This window comes from Pseudomonas sp. M5A4_2d (assembly GCF_053345295.1).
This window is the reverse complement of sequence record NZ_JBKEZW010000006.1, coordinates 263,718-277,672: the sequence shown is the minus strand read 5'-3', so window position 1 is coordinate 277,672 and position 13,955 is coordinate 263,718. Positions and strand designations below refer to the sequence as shown.

13 protein-coding genes are annotated in these 13,955 nt (G+C 59.5%); 6 read left to right on the top strand and 7 right to left on the bottom strand.

The window, feature by feature from the left end:
• Positions 1-13 precede the first annotated feature (13 nt).
• From ACLBW8_RS16560 to ACLBW8_RS16550, 3 genes are all read left to right on the top strand, one after another.
• Positions 14-1,045, top strand: coding sequence for an ABC transporter substrate-binding protein (locus ACLBW8_RS16560; protein WP_447805856.1), 1,032 nt, complete (start codon positions 14-16; stop codon positions 1,043-1,045).
• A 668-nt stretch (positions 1,046-1,713) separates the two neighbouring features.
• The gene (locus ACLBW8_RS16555) at positions 1,714-3,252 is read left to right on the top strand and encodes a cryptochrome/photolyase family protein (RefSeq protein WP_447805855.1); all 1,539 of its coding nucleotides are present in this window, start codon (positions 1,714-1,716) and stop codon (positions 3,250-3,252) included.
• On the top strand, positions 3,249-3,410 hold the full coding sequence (locus ACLBW8_RS16550; protein WP_447805854.1) for a DUF2256 domain-containing protein: 162 nt from the start codon (positions 3,249-3,251) through the stop codon (positions 3,408-3,410). Before ACLBW8_RS16555 ends, ACLBW8_RS16550 begins: the two co-directional genes overlap by 4 nt.
• 543 nt (positions 3,411-3,953) lie before the next feature.
• Here ACLBW8_RS16550 and ACLBW8_RS16545 read toward each other — a convergent pair.
• The 3 genes from ACLBW8_RS16545 to ACLBW8_RS16535 all read right to left on the bottom strand — a co-directional run bounded on the left by ACLBW8_RS16545 (position 3,954) and on the right by ACLBW8_RS16535 (position 7,085).
• Positions 3,954-4,601, bottom strand: a complete 648-nt coding sequence (locus ACLBW8_RS16545) for a nicotinamidase (RefSeq protein ID WP_447805853.1) — start codon at positions 4,599-4,601, stop codon at positions 3,954-3,956.
• Between the two features lie 429 nt (positions 4,602-5,030).
• On the bottom strand, positions 5,031-5,804 hold the full coding sequence (locus tag ACLBW8_RS16540; RefSeq protein ID WP_262665032.1) for an L-iditol 2-dehydrogenase: 774 nt from the start codon (positions 5,802-5,804) through the stop codon (positions 5,031-5,033).
• A gap of 21 nt (positions 5,805-5,825) precedes the next feature.
• The gene (locus ACLBW8_RS16535) at positions 5,826-7,085 is read right to left on the bottom strand and encodes an ABC transporter substrate-binding protein (RefSeq protein WP_407016816.1); all 1,260 of its coding nucleotides are present in this window, start codon (positions 7,083-7,085) and stop codon (positions 5,826-5,828) included.
• A 275-nt stretch (positions 7,086-7,360) separates the two neighbouring features.
• Here ACLBW8_RS16535 and ACLBW8_RS16530 point away from each other — a divergent pair, with 275 nt between their 5' ends.
• Positions 7,361-8,308: an AraC family transcriptional regulator gene (locus tag ACLBW8_RS16530; RefSeq protein WP_447805852.1), complete on the top strand. Its 948-nt coding sequence runs from the start codon at positions 7,361-7,363 to the stop codon at positions 8,306-8,308.
• Here ACLBW8_RS16530 and ACLBW8_RS16525 read toward each other — a convergent pair.
• Entirely contained in the window at positions 8,290-9,102 is an 813-nt protein-coding gene (locus ACLBW8_RS16525; protein WP_262665037.1) for an aminoglycoside phosphotransferase family protein, read from the bottom strand. The genes ACLBW8_RS16530 and ACLBW8_RS16525 overlap by 19 nt on opposite strands.
• A 206-nt stretch (positions 9,103-9,308) precedes the next feature.
• Between ACLBW8_RS16525 and ACLBW8_RS16520 the strand changes: the two genes are divergently transcribed.
• Entirely contained in the window at positions 9,309-10,271 is a 963-nt protein-coding gene (locus ACLBW8_RS16520) for a nucleoside-specific channel-forming protein Tsx (RefSeq protein WP_064452773.1), read from the top strand.
• 14 nt (positions 10,272-10,285) lie between these two features.
• A complete protein-coding gene (locus ACLBW8_RS16515; RefSeq protein WP_432750626.1) occupies positions 10,286-11,317 on the top strand; it encodes a purine-nucleoside phosphorylase in 1,032 nt (343 codons plus the stop codon).
• 120 nt (positions 11,318-11,437) lie between these two features.
• Here the strand turns inward: ACLBW8_RS16515 and ACLBW8_RS16510 are convergent, their stop codons facing one another.
• From ACLBW8_RS16510 to ACLBW8_RS16500, 3 genes are all read right to left on the bottom strand, one after another.
• Positions 11,438-11,773, bottom strand: a complete 336-nt coding sequence (locus ACLBW8_RS16510) for a DUF6124 family protein (RefSeq protein WP_447805851.1) — start codon at positions 11,771-11,773, stop codon at positions 11,438-11,440.
• 449 nt (positions 11,774-12,222) lie between these two features.
• Positions 12,223-12,558 carry a DUF6124 family protein gene (locus ACLBW8_RS16505; protein WP_447805850.1) on the bottom strand — a complete coding sequence of 112 codons (336 nt, stop codon included), beginning with the start codon at positions 12,556-12,558 and terminating at the stop codon, positions 12,223-12,225.
• A 435-nt stretch (positions 12,559-12,993) separates the two neighbouring features.
• Entirely contained in the window at positions 12,994-13,953 is a 960-nt protein-coding gene (locus ACLBW8_RS16500; RefSeq protein ID WP_447805849.1) for a quinone oxidoreductase family protein, read from the bottom strand.
• Positions 13,954-13,955 lie beyond the last annotated feature (2 nt).

Sequence of the window (13,955 nt, the reverse complement as noted above, 5' to 3'; positions counted from 1 at the left end):
AGGAAAAACATCCATGAACACACGTATCGCGCTGTCCTGCTTGCCCCTCGCGTTGCTCGCCTCCATCGCCCATGCTGCGCCGACGCTGTACCTGGGCATGAACGGCGGCACCATGGAACGGGTGTACGCCGACAAGGTGCTGCCCGCCTTCGAGAAGGCCAATAACGTCAAGGTGGTGATCGTGCCCGGCACCTCGTCGGACATCCTCGCCAAAGTCCAGGCCAACAAAGACAACCCGCAAATGCATGTGATGTTCCTCGACGACGGCATCATGTACCGCGCCATCGCCATGGGCCTGTGCGACAAGCTGGCGCCGAGCCCGACCCTGGAGCAAAACCCGGTCAAGGCGAAAATCAAGCAAGAGGCCGTGGCCGTGACCCTGGGCGTCACCGGCCTGGGCTACAACGCCAAGATGTTCAAGGAAAAAGGCTGGGCCGCACCCACCTCGTGGATGGACCTGGCCGACCCGCGCTTCAGGGACAAAGTGGTGTTCCAGTCCCTGGCCTCCTCCACCTTCGGCCTGCACGGTTTTCTGATGTTCAACCGCATTCAGGGTGGCTCTGAGACCAACGTGGAGCCGGGTTTCAAGGCCTGGCCGAAGACTATCGGCCCCAACGTGCTGGAATACATCGCAAGCTCCGCGAAGATCTCCGAGATGGTGCAAACCGACGAGGCGGCGATCTTCCCTCTGACCCCGACGCAGGTCACCACCCAGCAACTGCTGGGTATCCCCATGGCGTATGCGCAACCGAAAGAAGGCGCCGTGGTGCTCAACGTGGCCGAATGCGTGATCGCACGCAATGACCAGCCGGAACTGGCGCAGAAGCTCGCGGCCTTCCTGCTGACGGCTGAAGCCCAGGCGCCGGCGCTGGAGGAAGGCGACCAGATTCCGTCGAACCCGACCACGCCAACAACCGACAAGACCCGTGCACGAGTCGAAGCGATGCAGAGTTACTTGCAAACGGCGATTTCGATTGATTGGGACCAGGTAAATCAGGCACGGCCGGAGTGGAATGCACGGTGGAGTCGCTCGATCGAGCGCTGATTAAACCGGAGCAATGGGCAGCGCGCACGTGTGCGCTGTATTGCTATGGCCCTCTCGACAATCGCCCTCACCGGTGTGCCCTGGGTACGCGTTAATCTCTGCATCAGTGCAGCCCTACGCAGGGTCATCCCGCTTGCCTGGCGCTGAAATCGGCAAGCCTTGGTTGTGCACAGTGACTTCAGTCCTGTTCTCCCACACCACACTGCAAATAGTCACGGTCGTAGCGGGAGCCCCCTAACGCAGTGCGTTGGCGAGCAGGTTGGCCAAGGCTCGACGAACCAAGGCCGGATCAGCCCGTAGTAGTCCTCGATAACGCCATCGCGCCCGCTTTGCCGATGACGTGAACGCCTTCGCATCGCTTGCCGCCACCCACCTTGATACCGAGGGCACAGGCGATCCGTTCGCGAAAATGGGCATCACCGTCCGTAACACAGCAAACAGACAGTGCACATTGTCAGTCTGTTTCTTTCGGCATATCTTGTGTAAAACTTATACAAAGACATAGCCGATGTACAATAAAATGAATTGGCCGCTGGCGCTGTACGTTGACGGTGAATGCCCTCTGTGTGCGCGCGAAATCAAGTACTTGCACGGGCCCATCGAGTCGTTGCGTATTCCTTTCTCGCTGACTGCGTCATGGTAAGTCACCCTCCGTTGGATCCTGTCGTATGAATAAGACTCACCGACTGTGCCTGGTCTTGGGCGATCAGTTGTCTTTTGATTTGGCCTCATTGAAGGCATTGTATGCCGAGCACGATACGGTATTGCTGGTCGAAGTGATGGAGGAAGCCAGCCATGTGCCCCATCACCCGCAAAAAATCGCACTGATCTTCAGCGCGATGCGCCATTTTGCCCAGGCGCTGCAACAACGCGGCATCCGCGTGCAATACGTCACCCTCGATGATCCGCACAATACTGGATCGGTAGCGGGAGAGTTGCAGCGTTGGCAGTCGCGACTGAACCCGGATGAGTTGCATCTGACAGAATGCGGTGACTGGCGTCTGGAGCAGTCCCTCAAGGCATGCGGTTTAGCCATCCAATGGCATGCCGATACACGCTTTCTCTGCACACGCGCTGAATTCTCGTACTGGGCCGAAGGCAAAAAGCAGCTGCGCATGGAGTTCTTCTACCGTGAGATGCGGCGCAAGAGTGGCCTGCTGCTCAACGGCGATGGCAGCCCGGTCGGCGGCGCTTGGAACTTTGATGCAGAAAACCGCAAGGCGCTGCCCAAAGGGGTGAGAGCCCCATCCCCCATGCGCTTTACGGCAGATGCCATCACCCAGGAGGTACTGGCGCTGGTCGCAAAAAACTTCACCAGCCACTATGGCGCCCTCGATACCTTTGACTACCCGGTTACACATGCCGACGCCCAAGCGTTGTGGGACTACTTCCTCGACTGGGGGCTGGCGGCCTTCGGCGACTACCAGGATGCCATGGCCACTGATGAACCGTTCCTGTTTCATGCGCGGATCAGCGCCGCGCTAAATATTGGCCTATTGAATCTGCGTCAGTTGTGCAGCGACGTCGAGGCCGCGTATTGGGCGCACAGGATTCCATTGAACGCCGCCGAAGGTTTTATCCGCCAGCTCATTGGCTGGCGTGAATATGTACGGGGTGTCTACTGGCTGAAAATGCCCGACTACGCCAGCGGCAATCTGTTTGGCAACAGCAGGCCGCTTCCAGCGTTCTATTGGACGGGCGACACCCAAATGAACTGCATGGGCCAGGCGATCGGCCAAAGCTTGAAACACGCCTATGCCCACCATATCCAGCGGCTGATGGTGACCGGCAACTTTGCGCTACTGGCCGGCATCGCACCGAGCCAGATTTGCGACTGGTACCTGGCGATCTACATGGACGCATTCGACTGGGTCGAACTGCCCAATACATTGGGCATGGTCATGCACGCCGATGGCGGATACCTGGGCTCCAAGCCGTACTGCGCCAGTGGCCAATATATAAAGCGTATGTCTGACTACTGCCGCAACTGCGCGTATAAGGTCAGTGAAAGCACGACCGAGGACGCCTGCCCGTTCAATTCGCTTTACTGGCATTTCCTAATGCGTCATGGCGACCTTCTGCGCAGCAATCAGCGCATGGGCATGGTCTACAAAAACCTCGATCGGATGACTGACCCCAAACGACAAGCGCTCTGGGAACGCGGCCAGAAACTGCTCGCCAGGCTCGACGCAGGGGAGTCGTTTTGAAGAAGAGTGAACTCCCCGTCAAAACATGCGTGACGTGCGGCCTTCCCTTCACGTGGAGGAAGAAGTGGGCTCGCTGCTGGGAGCAAGTACGCTACTGCTCGGAACGCTGCTGGCGCAGCAAAGCCGAACCAATAAAGCGCCATGACAGGCCCTTTTGAACCTGTCGGAAGATTGCCAGTCAAGGTGAGTTGGCCGCACGTTTACCCCGTTGGCGCGTTGCTGCCGATAAGCGCTTCCAACCAAATGCAGCCCACAATGGGGAAAGCGCGTAACTGGACGACATCGCAGATGAACCTAACCGAGCTTTTCGCTGCATAGCGTTGCTCGTCCGCTGCTTCTATTAAATCGTGGAATGCAGCCAGCAAACGGCGCACAGATGATAAGGCCGACGGGGTTGATGCATGAACGCCGCAACAGCCGAATTTCTTTGGATTCACTGGCATTTCCAGCACTGTCCTCGGCGCTGTCACAGGTGTGTCCGGCCGACGATCGCCTTTGTGATTCTGGAACCCCGTCCTTGGAGGTTCTCATCACGGGTATTGTAGCGCGCACAAACGTCTTTCGCTAAGGCGCTGGCCACGGATATATCGGTTGGCTCAGTACGACCATGCTGTTACTGAAATGCATGAGTAATCCCAGGCGCTACACGATCATCACTAAGCCGGCGTCCCAATCGCGCCCATGTAACGGGTTGATTCTCCTTAAAGCGCGACCATCGCGGCCAGTTCTTCGCGGGTGCTGCTGACGGCCGCACCCGCCTTGAGCAACTCATTGACGGCTTGCACGCCGCCCTCCTCGCTGATACCTCGGCAGGCTGGCAGGTGCAGGATCACTTTCAGGCCAGCCTTGAGCAGTTGCAACGCGGTAGTCTTGACGCAGTAGTCCAGGGCCAGGCCGCCGACGATCACGCGGCTGACACCTTGGGCTTTCAAGTACTCAATGACACCGGTGGACAGCTTGTCGTGCAGGTCGTGGTAGCAGGCGCCGTAGGGGTGCAGGTCGGGTTCGACACCTTTCCAGATGAAATAGTCGTAGTCATACGGCGTGGGCAATCCGTCCAGCAGCGTAAAACCCTCGGTGCCTGGCACGCAGTGGCTGACCCAGGTGACGTCGGCGTGTGCCAGGCCGGTGGGTTGCAGCATCTCGCTGTGCTGCGTGACCACCCAAGGCGCATGCGGGGTGTGCGCATCTTTGCTGCCGACTCGATGGCCAGCCAAACTGGCCATGTAGTTGAGTTCGGCACCGATCTGGTCGCCGCCGGCCACAGGCAACTCGCTGGGGCACAGTGGCGTGAAGCTCTTCTGGGCATCCACGTCGAATGAAGCAGTGGCAGTTTTCGCGAGGGTCATGGCAGTTCTCCTGTGACCTGTAAAAAGTACACATCAGGTACTTTCATTTTCTTGCTGAGGCTTAACCCAGACAACGAGGATTGTCTTGGAAATATCGATGCCGACCCAGGAGGTCATGACAAAAACCTCTTACACTCAGGAAGCAGAGCACTGTGGCTTTGCCCACGTTTGTGATGCGAGTGGCGCGCATTCAACGGTTCGGGCTTATGCGCCGGAGTGGAAAGGTGGATAGACGCTTTGCTCCCACTCGTGTTTCTAGCACTGCGCACTCACAGCTTGCAATACAACCCTCTCACCCCAGCGTTTATTACCAGATCAAGACACAAGCGGGCTTGCTCGCGAATGCGGTGTATCAGTCAATAGCATTGCCGACTGACACACCACTTTCGCGAGCAAGCCCGCTCCCGCCTTTCTGATGGGTGTACGGCTTTAATTCATCCAGTTGCCACCGTCGACGTTGTAGGTTTGGGCAACCACATAGTCGGCCTCTTTCGACGCCAGAAAAATCGCCATTCCGGTCAAATCCCCGGCCGTGCCCATGCGCCCGAACGGCACCTCAGCCCCTACCCGCTGCTTCTTCTCACCGGGCGCCAGGCCTTCATGCTTGGCGAACAAAGCGTCCACGCCGTCCCAATGCTCACCGTCCACCACACCGGGAGCAATGGCGTTGACGTTGATGCCCTGCTTGATCAGGTTCAGCCCCGCCGATTGCGTAAGGCTGATCACCGCGGCCTTGGTCGCGCAATAGATGGCCACCAACGGTTCACCGCGCCGCCCGGCCTGGCTGGCCATGTTGATGATCTTGCCGCCGTGCCCCTGGCTGATCATTTGCCGCGCCGCCGCCTGCAAGGTGAACAGCGTACCGGCCACGTTGATCGAGAACAGCCGGTCATAGCTGTCGCGGGTGATGTCGACGATGGGCGCGAGGTCGAACAGCGCGGCGTTGTTGATCAGGATATCGAGCTTGCCGGCATGGGCGACCACAGCGGCAATCGCGCCGTCGATGGAGGCTTGGTCGGTGACGTCCATCGCCACCGCATAAGCCTGTGGGCCCAACTCGGCCGCCGTGGCCTGGGCGCGTTGCAGGTTGATGTCGGCGATGGCAACCGTTGCGCCTTCGGCGATATAAGCCTGGGCAAAAGCGCGGCCGATCCCGCGCGCCGACCCAGTGATCAGCGCGCTCTTACCTTCCAGTCGTTTCATGGGGTACGTGTCCGTTCAAAATTATTTGGGATAGCCGGCGCGTTTCATTTCGCGCTCGGTGGTGGACTGGGCTTCGAGCAGCGCCTGGTCAACCGTCATGCCGCCGGTGAGCGCCGCCGAGAACAGCTTGCCGACGGAGGTGCCGATGGCCTGGAATTCAGGGATGGTCACGTACTGAATGCCCACGTAGGGCACCGGTTTGGCCGAAGGGTGCGCGGGGTCCGCGTGTTTCATCATTTCCAGCGTCACCTGGGCAAACGGTGCGGCCTTCAAATACGCCTCGCTATAAGTGGACTGGCGGGTGCCCGGCGGTACGTTGGTGATGCCCTCTTTATCGGCGACCAATTGGATGTAGTCCTTGGAGGTTGCCCAGCTGATAAAGGCTTTGGCGGCGTCCTTATGCTTGGACGTGGCCGGAATTGCCAGGGACCAGGCGTAGAGCCAGGAGGAGCCCTTGTCGGTGACTTCGGTTGGGGCGGCGGCAAAGCCTACGTCATCAGCTACCTTGCTCTGGCTCTTGTCGGTGGTGAAAGAGCCGGCGACGCTGGCATCCACCCAGATCGCGCATTTGCCGCTGTTGAACAGCGCCAGGGTTTCGTTGAAACCGTTGCTGGAGACGCCCGGCGGGCCATAGTTTTTCAGGGTATTGACGTAATAGTTGGCGGCTGCCGTCCACTCCGGGCTGGTCAGCTCGGGCGTCCACTGTTCGTCGAACCAGCGCGCGCCAAAGGCGTTGGCCATGGTGCTGAGCAGTGCGATGTTCTCACCCCAGCCGGCCTTGCCGCGCAAGCACATGCCGTATTGGCCTTTATCTTTTGCGGTGAGCTTGGCAGCGAACTCACCGAGCTGGGTCCAGGTCGGGTGCGCGGGCATACTCAGGCCGGCTTGCTTGAACAGATCGGTGCGGTAGTAAGTGACCGTGCTTTCGCCGTAGAACGGCAGGGCATACAGGGTGTTGTTGACCGACAGGCCCTGGCGCACCGAAGGGAAGATATCGTCAGCGTCATAGTCAGCCGGCAATTGGGTCAGCGGTTCCAGCCAGTGTTTGGCGCCCCACAGCGGCGTTTCGTAGGTGCCGATCGTCAGCACATCGAATTGCCCGCCCTGGGTGGCAATATCGGTGGTGAGGCGCTGGCGCAATACGTTTTCTTCAAGCACCACCCAATTGAGCTTAATGTCCGGGTGCTGCTCCTCGAACACCTTGGACAGGCGCTGCATGCGGATCATGTCGCTGTTGTTCACCGTGGCGATCGTGACGGTGTCGGCGGCGTAGCTGGGCATGGCCAGCGCCAGGCCGGTCAGCAGGAACAGCGCTTGCGGGAGCTTGGCTTTGCAGGTCGGGAGCATGGCGGTTTCCACCTGTTGTTTTTGTTGTTGAGCGTCGATTACAGCAGCTTGGCCAAGCCCTCACAAACGAATGGCGAATGCACAGCTGATACTTTTTTAACCCAGGCTCCAGGATCAAAAAAGTATCAGTGCCAGGCGAAACCGGGGTAGCGTATTGAATGCCTGTGCGCGTATTTTGAGGCGACTCAACAACTAAAAGAGGCATCACCATGCCCGTCAGTCGCGCCGAGCTGTTCGAGCACCGCCCCGCCGAACTGGAAGTCATCCTGCCCGAGCCGGACCACTGTTTCCGCTGGTTCGAACATGACTACCCGTATGACCTGGCACGCTGGAACCACCACCCCGAGTTCGAAATCCACCTGATCCGCCAAGGCAGCGGCAAGTTGGTGGCGGGCGACTATATCGGCGCGTTCAGTGCCGGGCATGTCGCGCTGATCGGCCCTGACCTGCCCCACGACTGGATCGGTGACCTGGCCCCCGGCGAATACCTGACCGGCCGCGACGTGGTGCTGCAGTTCGACGGCGCCGCCCTCCTCGCCCTGCGGAAGACCCTGCCGGAACTCGGCGACCTGCAGCCGCTGTTCGAACAAGCCCGGCGCGGCCTGCAATTCAGCGGTGACACCGCCGTGCAGGCGGCACGCCTGATGGAAAGCATCGGCAACGCCCATGGCCTGCAACGCTTGATCCTGTTCCTGCAACTGCTCGATAACCTCAAAAACGCTCCGCCAGCGCACGTGCAGGCGCTGGCCAGCCCCTGCTATGCCCCCACCCTGGACGCACGCAGCGCCGAGCGCATCAATAAGGCTTTCGATTACCTGATGCGCGAGCTGACCGGCGACTTGCGCCTGTCGGTCATCGCGCGCCAGCTGGAGATGAGCGAACCGGGCTTCTCGCGCTTCTTCAAACGCAACACCGGCCACGGCTTTATCGAGCTGATGCGCAAGTTCCGCGTGCAGCGCGCCTGCCGGCTGTTGCTGCAAAGCGAGATGTCAGTGGCGGATATTTGTTTCGAAGTGGGCTACGCCAACCTGTCCAACTTCAACCGGCACTTTCGGATCGAAATGAACCAGACCCCGAGTGAGTATCGGCGGGAAACCGCGATGCATCTGTTCAACCGCATCGCCGATCAGCCATTGCCCTACACCATCGGCCATTGAGCCAACGCCCGTTGCGCCAGGCGAGCGACTTCAAGGTCAACGTCTGCACGCTGGCGCTCTCCATCCTCAAGAAACCAAGCTGCGGACAGACCTGCATGGGCCAATACCCATTGCAGCAGGCGTGGGCGTGCGAGGTTGGCAGCCTGGGCGATCACCGCGACCTGCCGATTAAAACGCACCGGATCGTGGCAGGTCGGCAAATCCGGGTTGCAGATCAGGTTGGCATAATCATAACCACGCTCGCCGATGACACGCTTTGGATCAATCGCCAGCCAACCCCGAGCACCGAAGTCGAGAATATTGTCGTGATGGATATCACCGTGCAGCACCACGATGTCCTGTGGCGCCGCCAGCAGTGCATGCGCCATCGCTGCGCAGTCGCGCAACACACCGCCTTTGTCATCAGCGGCCTTCCACAATGACTGGAACCAGGTTTGCAGGGACAGTAACCCTTGCGGTGGCGATGGCCGTGGCGCATGCAGCCGGGCAACCGTGGCGCAGGCAATCCGGCTGGCTTGATCATCCTGCCCATTGAGGGCCATGCGCATCAAGGAACCCGGGCCGGTGGCTCGCTCCATCAACAACGCCACGTCGTCATGGGCATACACCTGGGCGGCACCCTCGCCCGCCCACCAGCTCATCAACTGCCCACCGAGCTGCTCTTCTGAGGTGTGAGCAATTTTCAACATCGCCGGCCGGCCTTGCCAACGCACGGGCAACAGGTGACTGCCGGGCGTCACGACGGGGTCGCCATCAACCTTCAGGTTCCAGGATTGCAAATAGCGCTCGAACATGTGAGTGGATCCTCGTAGTGGCCTGCAAAAATGACACCCAGTCATTTTTGATCAAAAGGTCGACTAATTGCGCTTTTTTTCATTTTATTCAAGCCATTGAGCAAAGTTGGTACAGCCTGTGCAAACGTTTGCGGAACGAACTTGGCTGCCAAGTTCACCGTTACCCGAGGTATCGGGTTCAAACCGCGTACGAATAGGGACTTTCAATGCACCCCACCTCAAGGCGTCCTGCTTCCTTTGGTGTTTCCTTGCTACTGGCTGCCGTTACGGGAGTACTCAGCGCCCCCATTTTGGCGCAGGAAAAACCCGCTGATGACTCAGCACAGGGCGAAACCCTCAGCCCTGAGACCAAGAGCCCCGACGCCAGCCCCGCGAAAAAAGGCGTGTATCTGTCGGAATGGTTCAACCAGGACCTGACACTGATCGGCAGCAAAGACATCAGCTTCGGCCCCAAGCCGCAGGATGACGTCTATCTGGAGTACGAGTACTTCGGTCGCAAGGGCCCGTTCGAGTTGTACGGCTATATCGACGTGCCGAAGATTCTCGGCATCGGTAACAGTAATGACAAAGGCGCGTGGGACCATGGCTCGCCGGTATTCATGGAGCACGAGCCGCGCATCTCCATCGACTACCTGGCTGGTCGCAGCCTGGCCATCGGGCCGTTCAAGGAATGGTATGTGGCGTTTGACTGGATCTACGACCATGGCAGCAATAAGTCCAACCGCGCCAACACCCTGTACAGCGGTCTCGGCACCGACATCGACACGCACTCGCGGGTCAACCTGTCGGCCAACTTCTATGGGCGCTACCAATGGGAAAACTATGGCGCGAGCAATGAATATTCGTGGGACGGCTACCGTGCACAAATGAAGTACATCGTGCCCATCAGCAGTTTCGATAACGGTGCGTCGCTGACCTACATCGGCTTCACCAACTACGATTTCGGCTCGGACCTGCACAAGGACAATCCGGCGCGCACCGCCAACTCGTTGGTGGCGACCAACGTGCTGCTGTATTCGTTTACCCACCTGCGCTTTACCCTGGTTGGCCGTTACTTTCACAACGGCGGCAACTGGGAGGACGGCAGCGAGCTGAACTTCGGCGAAGGCAACTTCCGCGCCCGCTCGGATGGCTGGGGCTACTACGCCGGTGTCGGCTACCAATTCTGATAAAGGAGCATTAGATGAAAGCGTTTACCCGTCTCTCGATGGCCGTTGGCCTGGCCCTGCTGCCTCACGTGGTGCTGGCGGCTGCCCCCGCGCCGATCAAACCCAAAGTGATGCTGATCACCATGTTCGCCCCCGAGGCGCAGACCTGGATCGACCGCCTGGAACTCAAGCAGGAAGTACGCGTGCCGGGCCTGTCGGCTGAATACCCGGTGATTCGCTGCAACACCCAGGATGTATGCCTGCTGGTGACCGGCATGGGCCAGACCAACGCCGCCGCGTCGACCCTGGCCTTGGCCTTGTCGCCCAAGTTCGACCTGCGCCAGAGCTATTTCCTGATCGCCGGGATTGCCGGTATCAGCCCCAAACACGGCACCATCGGCACCGCCGCCTGGGCTCATTACCTGGTGGAATTCGGCACCCAATGGGAGCTGGATTCGCGGGATGCGCCCAAGGATTGGCCAACCGGTTACATCGGCATCAACACCAAAGGCCCCAACGAAAAACCGCCGCTGGACTACAAGACCGAAGTGTTTGAGCTGAACCCCAAGCTACAAGCCAAGGCGTATGACTTGTCGCACAAGGTTGAGCTGACGGAAAGCAAGGAATCCAGCGCCTGGCGCAAACACTACCCTGCCGCCCCGGCGAATCAGCCGCCGCAAGTCACCCGCTGTGACACGCTGGCAGGCAACACCTGGTTCTCCGGCACACGCCTGAGCGAGCGCGCCGAAGTCTGGACCAAGTTGCTCACCGACAACAAAGGCGAGTACTGCACTACCCAGCAGGAAGACAACTCCACCTATGAAGCCTTGCTGCGCGCCAGCCGTGAAGGCCTGGTGGATATCCAGCGCCTGGCCGTGGTGCGTGCAGGTTCCGATTTCGACCGGCCGTACCCTGGCTACAGCGAAGTCGACAACCTGCTGAAATACGCCGACCAGGGTGGGTTTGTTCCGGCGCTGGAGAACCTGTACCGCACGGGCAACCCGCTGGTACAGGCGATTCTGAAGAACTGGTCAGCCTGGGAAAAAGGCGTTCCCGACGCCCAGTAGAGATCAAACTGTGGGAGCGGGCTTGCTCGCGAATGCGGTGTTTCAGTCAACCTTTCTGCGACTGACCTACCGCTTTCGCGAGCAAGCCCGCTCCCACATTTTTTGACCGCGTTACAATCGCTAGGCCGTCGGATGGGCCGCGTTCAGTGCCTTATCGACCAACAGTTGCACTCCCTCCAGCATTCGACAGATACCCAGCGCGACATTGCGTTGAGCCCCGTCGATTTCAAACGCCAGATGGTTGGCAATCTCACAGAGGGACGCCAAATCCTGGGACGCATTGACCAGCAAGGTTTCCGTGCCCAGATCGGCGCGCACGGTGAAGAGCCCTTCGGTGGGTTCGGGGATTGGCTTGCCGGGATTGAGGTAGTGGTTGATCGCGCGGTAGGCCACTTCGTGCAGGGTGCTGGTATCGAAGTCTTGCTGGCCTGGGGGGTTTGGGCTGTCTTTAATCATGGTGGAACTCCGTCGACAAGTGGAGCCGCCAACGCTCGCGGTCAAACGAGGTGAAGGTGGCAGCTGTACGCGGGTTGACCGACCGGTTGTCAACGAACCCGGCATACCCGAAGGTATCCCGCGCACAACTGCCGCGACACAATACCTCAGGCATAGAAAAAGCGCCTGAGATTGGTACAGGGCGTAGCGATTCGTTAACAAGGTCGGACGGTCAAATCCGGTCGCTGAATTGGCAGCGACGGAGGTGAGGTTAGTCAGCGCCCTTCCGAGCGACAACCTGAAATCGCTGTGGGAAAGGTCCGAGCGACCAAGGTTTCTGATGCCCAGTGGAGATCAAACTGTGGGAGCGGGCTTGCTCGCGAATGCGGTGTTTCCGTCAACCTTTGTGTGACTGATCTACCGCTTTCGCGAGCAAGCCCGCTCCCACATTTTTGACCGCGTTACAATCGCTAGGCCGTCGGATGGGCCACGTTCAGTGCCTTATCGACCAACAGTTGCACTCCCTCCAGCATTCGACAGATACCCAGCGCGACATTGCGTTGAGCCCCGTCGATTTCAAACGCCAGATGGTTGGCAATCTCACAGAGGGACGCCAAATCCTGGGACGCATTGACCAGCAAGGTTTCCGTGCCCAGATCGGCGCGCACGGTGAAGAGCCCTTCGGTGGGTTCGGGGATTGGCTTGCCGGGATTGAGGTAGTGGTTGATCGCGCGGTAGGCCACTTCGTGCAGGGTGCTGGTATCGAAGTCTTGCTGACCTGGGGGGTTTGGGCTGTCTTTAATCATGGTGGAACTCCTGGTAGTGGAGCTGCCATCACTCGCGGTCAAACAAAGTGGGGTGGCAGCTGAACGCGGGTTGACCGACCGGAACCAGGGATCCGGCATACCCGAAGGTATCCCGCGCACAGCTGCCGCGACACGATACATCAAGCGTAGAAAAAACGCCTGATATAGGTCTTGGGTGCTGTAGCGCACTGGTTTAGTCGGACGGTCAAATCCGATCGCTGAACGGTCAGCGACGGCAGTGAGGTTAGTCAGCGCCCTTCCGAGCGACAACCTGAAATCTCTGTGGGAAAGGTCCGAGCGACCAAGGTTTCTGATGCCCAGTGAAGATCAAACTGTGGGAGCGGGCTTGCCCGCGAATGCGGTGTTTCAGTCAACCTTTCTGTGACTGACCTACCGCTTTCGCGAGCAAGCCCGCTCCCACATTTTTTGACCGTGTTAAGGCAGGAAGATGATCTTGTCCGCACCGCCCTTGTTCACTTCTTCATAGCACGGCACACCATCCGCCAGCGCCACTTCGCGCAACCCAGTCGGCAGTGGCAGTAGCCCTTCATCAAAGAAGCGCCCGAATTGCTCCAGCATCACGGCGCACTGCTCACAGTTGTAGAGCAACGAATTGATGCCCACCACCGAGCCGCCTTTGCGATACAAGGCCAATGCCGGGAGTTGCACGTGCCCATCAACCGGCGCGGCGATGATTGCGATGCGCCCGAATGGGGCCAACCCTGCGACAGCGGCCGGCAGCCAGAAACCGGTCGTGTCGAAGATCACATCGGCGCCGCCTTTGAACACGGCATTCACCTGCGCACCCAGCGCTTCCGGCTGGCCCAGTGCGATCGCGTCAACCCCTTGCGCCTGCAACGCCGCAACCTGATCGGGTTTGCGCACCGCCGCCAACACCTGGGCACCACGAATCTTCGCCAGGGCCAACGCGGCACTGCCTACGGCACCATTGGCGCCCATCACTAACAAACGCGTGCCCTTCGCGACACCGCTACGCTGCAGGGCATCCCAAGCGGTGGTGTAGGGCACGCCAAGGCTGGCGGCCTGAGCAAAACTCAGGTGAGTTGGCTTGTGCGCCACGCCCTTGGCGGACACGGTGAGGTATTGGGCGTGGGAGCCGTCGGCGAAAAACCCGAGGTCACGGCCGGTGCCCCACACGTCCTGCCCCACTAACGCCGGCGGGCCTTGCACCACAACACCGGCGAAGTCTCGCCCGGGAATACGCGGCAGCGTGGTGTAGGGAAAGCGGCCCAGCACGTTTTTAACATCGCTGGGGTTCAGGCCCGCAGCCTTGATCTGTACCAGCACTTCATCGGCAGCCGGTACCGGGGTGGCGACGTCGACGAAACTCAAGGCGGCGAGGTCGCCAGTGGCGGAAAATTGCAGAGCTTTCATGG

Bases quoted from the DNA above. Each gene is read 5' to 3' on its own strand.
- ACLBW8_RS16560 (WP_447805856.1), top strand. From the start codon at position 14: ATGAACACACGTATCGCGCTGTCCTGCTTGCCCCTCGCGTTGCTCGCC.
- ACLBW8_RS16555 (WP_447805855.1), top strand. From the start codon at position 1,714: ATGAATAAGACTCACCGACTGTGCCTGGTCTTGGGCGATCAGTTGTCT.
- ACLBW8_RS16545 (WP_447805853.1), bottom strand. From the start codon at position 4,601: ATGACCCTCGCGAAAACTGCCACTGCTTCATTCGACGTGGATGCCCAG.
- ACLBW8_RS16540 (WP_262665032.1), bottom strand. From the start codon at position 5,804: ATGAAACGACTGGAAGGTAAGAGCGCGCTGATCACTGGGTCGGCGCGC.
- ACLBW8_RS16535 (WP_407016816.1), bottom strand. From the start codon at position 7,085: ATGCCCAGCTACGCCGCCGACACCGTCACGATCGCCACGGTGAACAAC.
- ACLBW8_RS16530 (WP_447805852.1), top strand. From the start codon at position 7,361: ATGCCCGTCAGTCGCGCCGAGCTGTTCGAGCACCGCCCCGCCGAACTG.
- ACLBW8_RS16525 (WP_262665037.1), bottom strand. From the start codon at position 9,102: ATGTTCGAGCGCTATTTGCAATCCTGGAACCTGAAGGTTGATGGCGAC.
- ACLBW8_RS16520 (WP_064452773.1), top strand. From the start codon at position 9,309: ATGCACCCCACCTCAAGGCGTCCTGCTTCCTTTGGTGTTTCCTTGCTA.
- ACLBW8_RS16515 (WP_432750626.1), top strand. From the start codon at position 10,286: ATGAAAGCGTTTACCCGTCTCTCGATGGCCGTTGGCCTGGCCCTGCTG.
- ACLBW8_RS16510 (WP_447805851.1), bottom strand. From the start codon at position 11,773: ATGATTAAAGACAGCCCAAACCCCCCAGGCCAGCAAGACTTCGATACC.
- ACLBW8_RS16505 (WP_447805850.1), bottom strand. From the start codon at position 12,558: ATGATTAAAGACAGCCCAAACCCCCCAGGTCAGCAAGACTTCGATACC.
- ACLBW8_RS16500 (WP_447805849.1), bottom strand. From the start codon at position 13,953: ATGAAAGCTCTGCAATTTTCCGCCACTGGCGACCTCGCCGCCTTGAGT.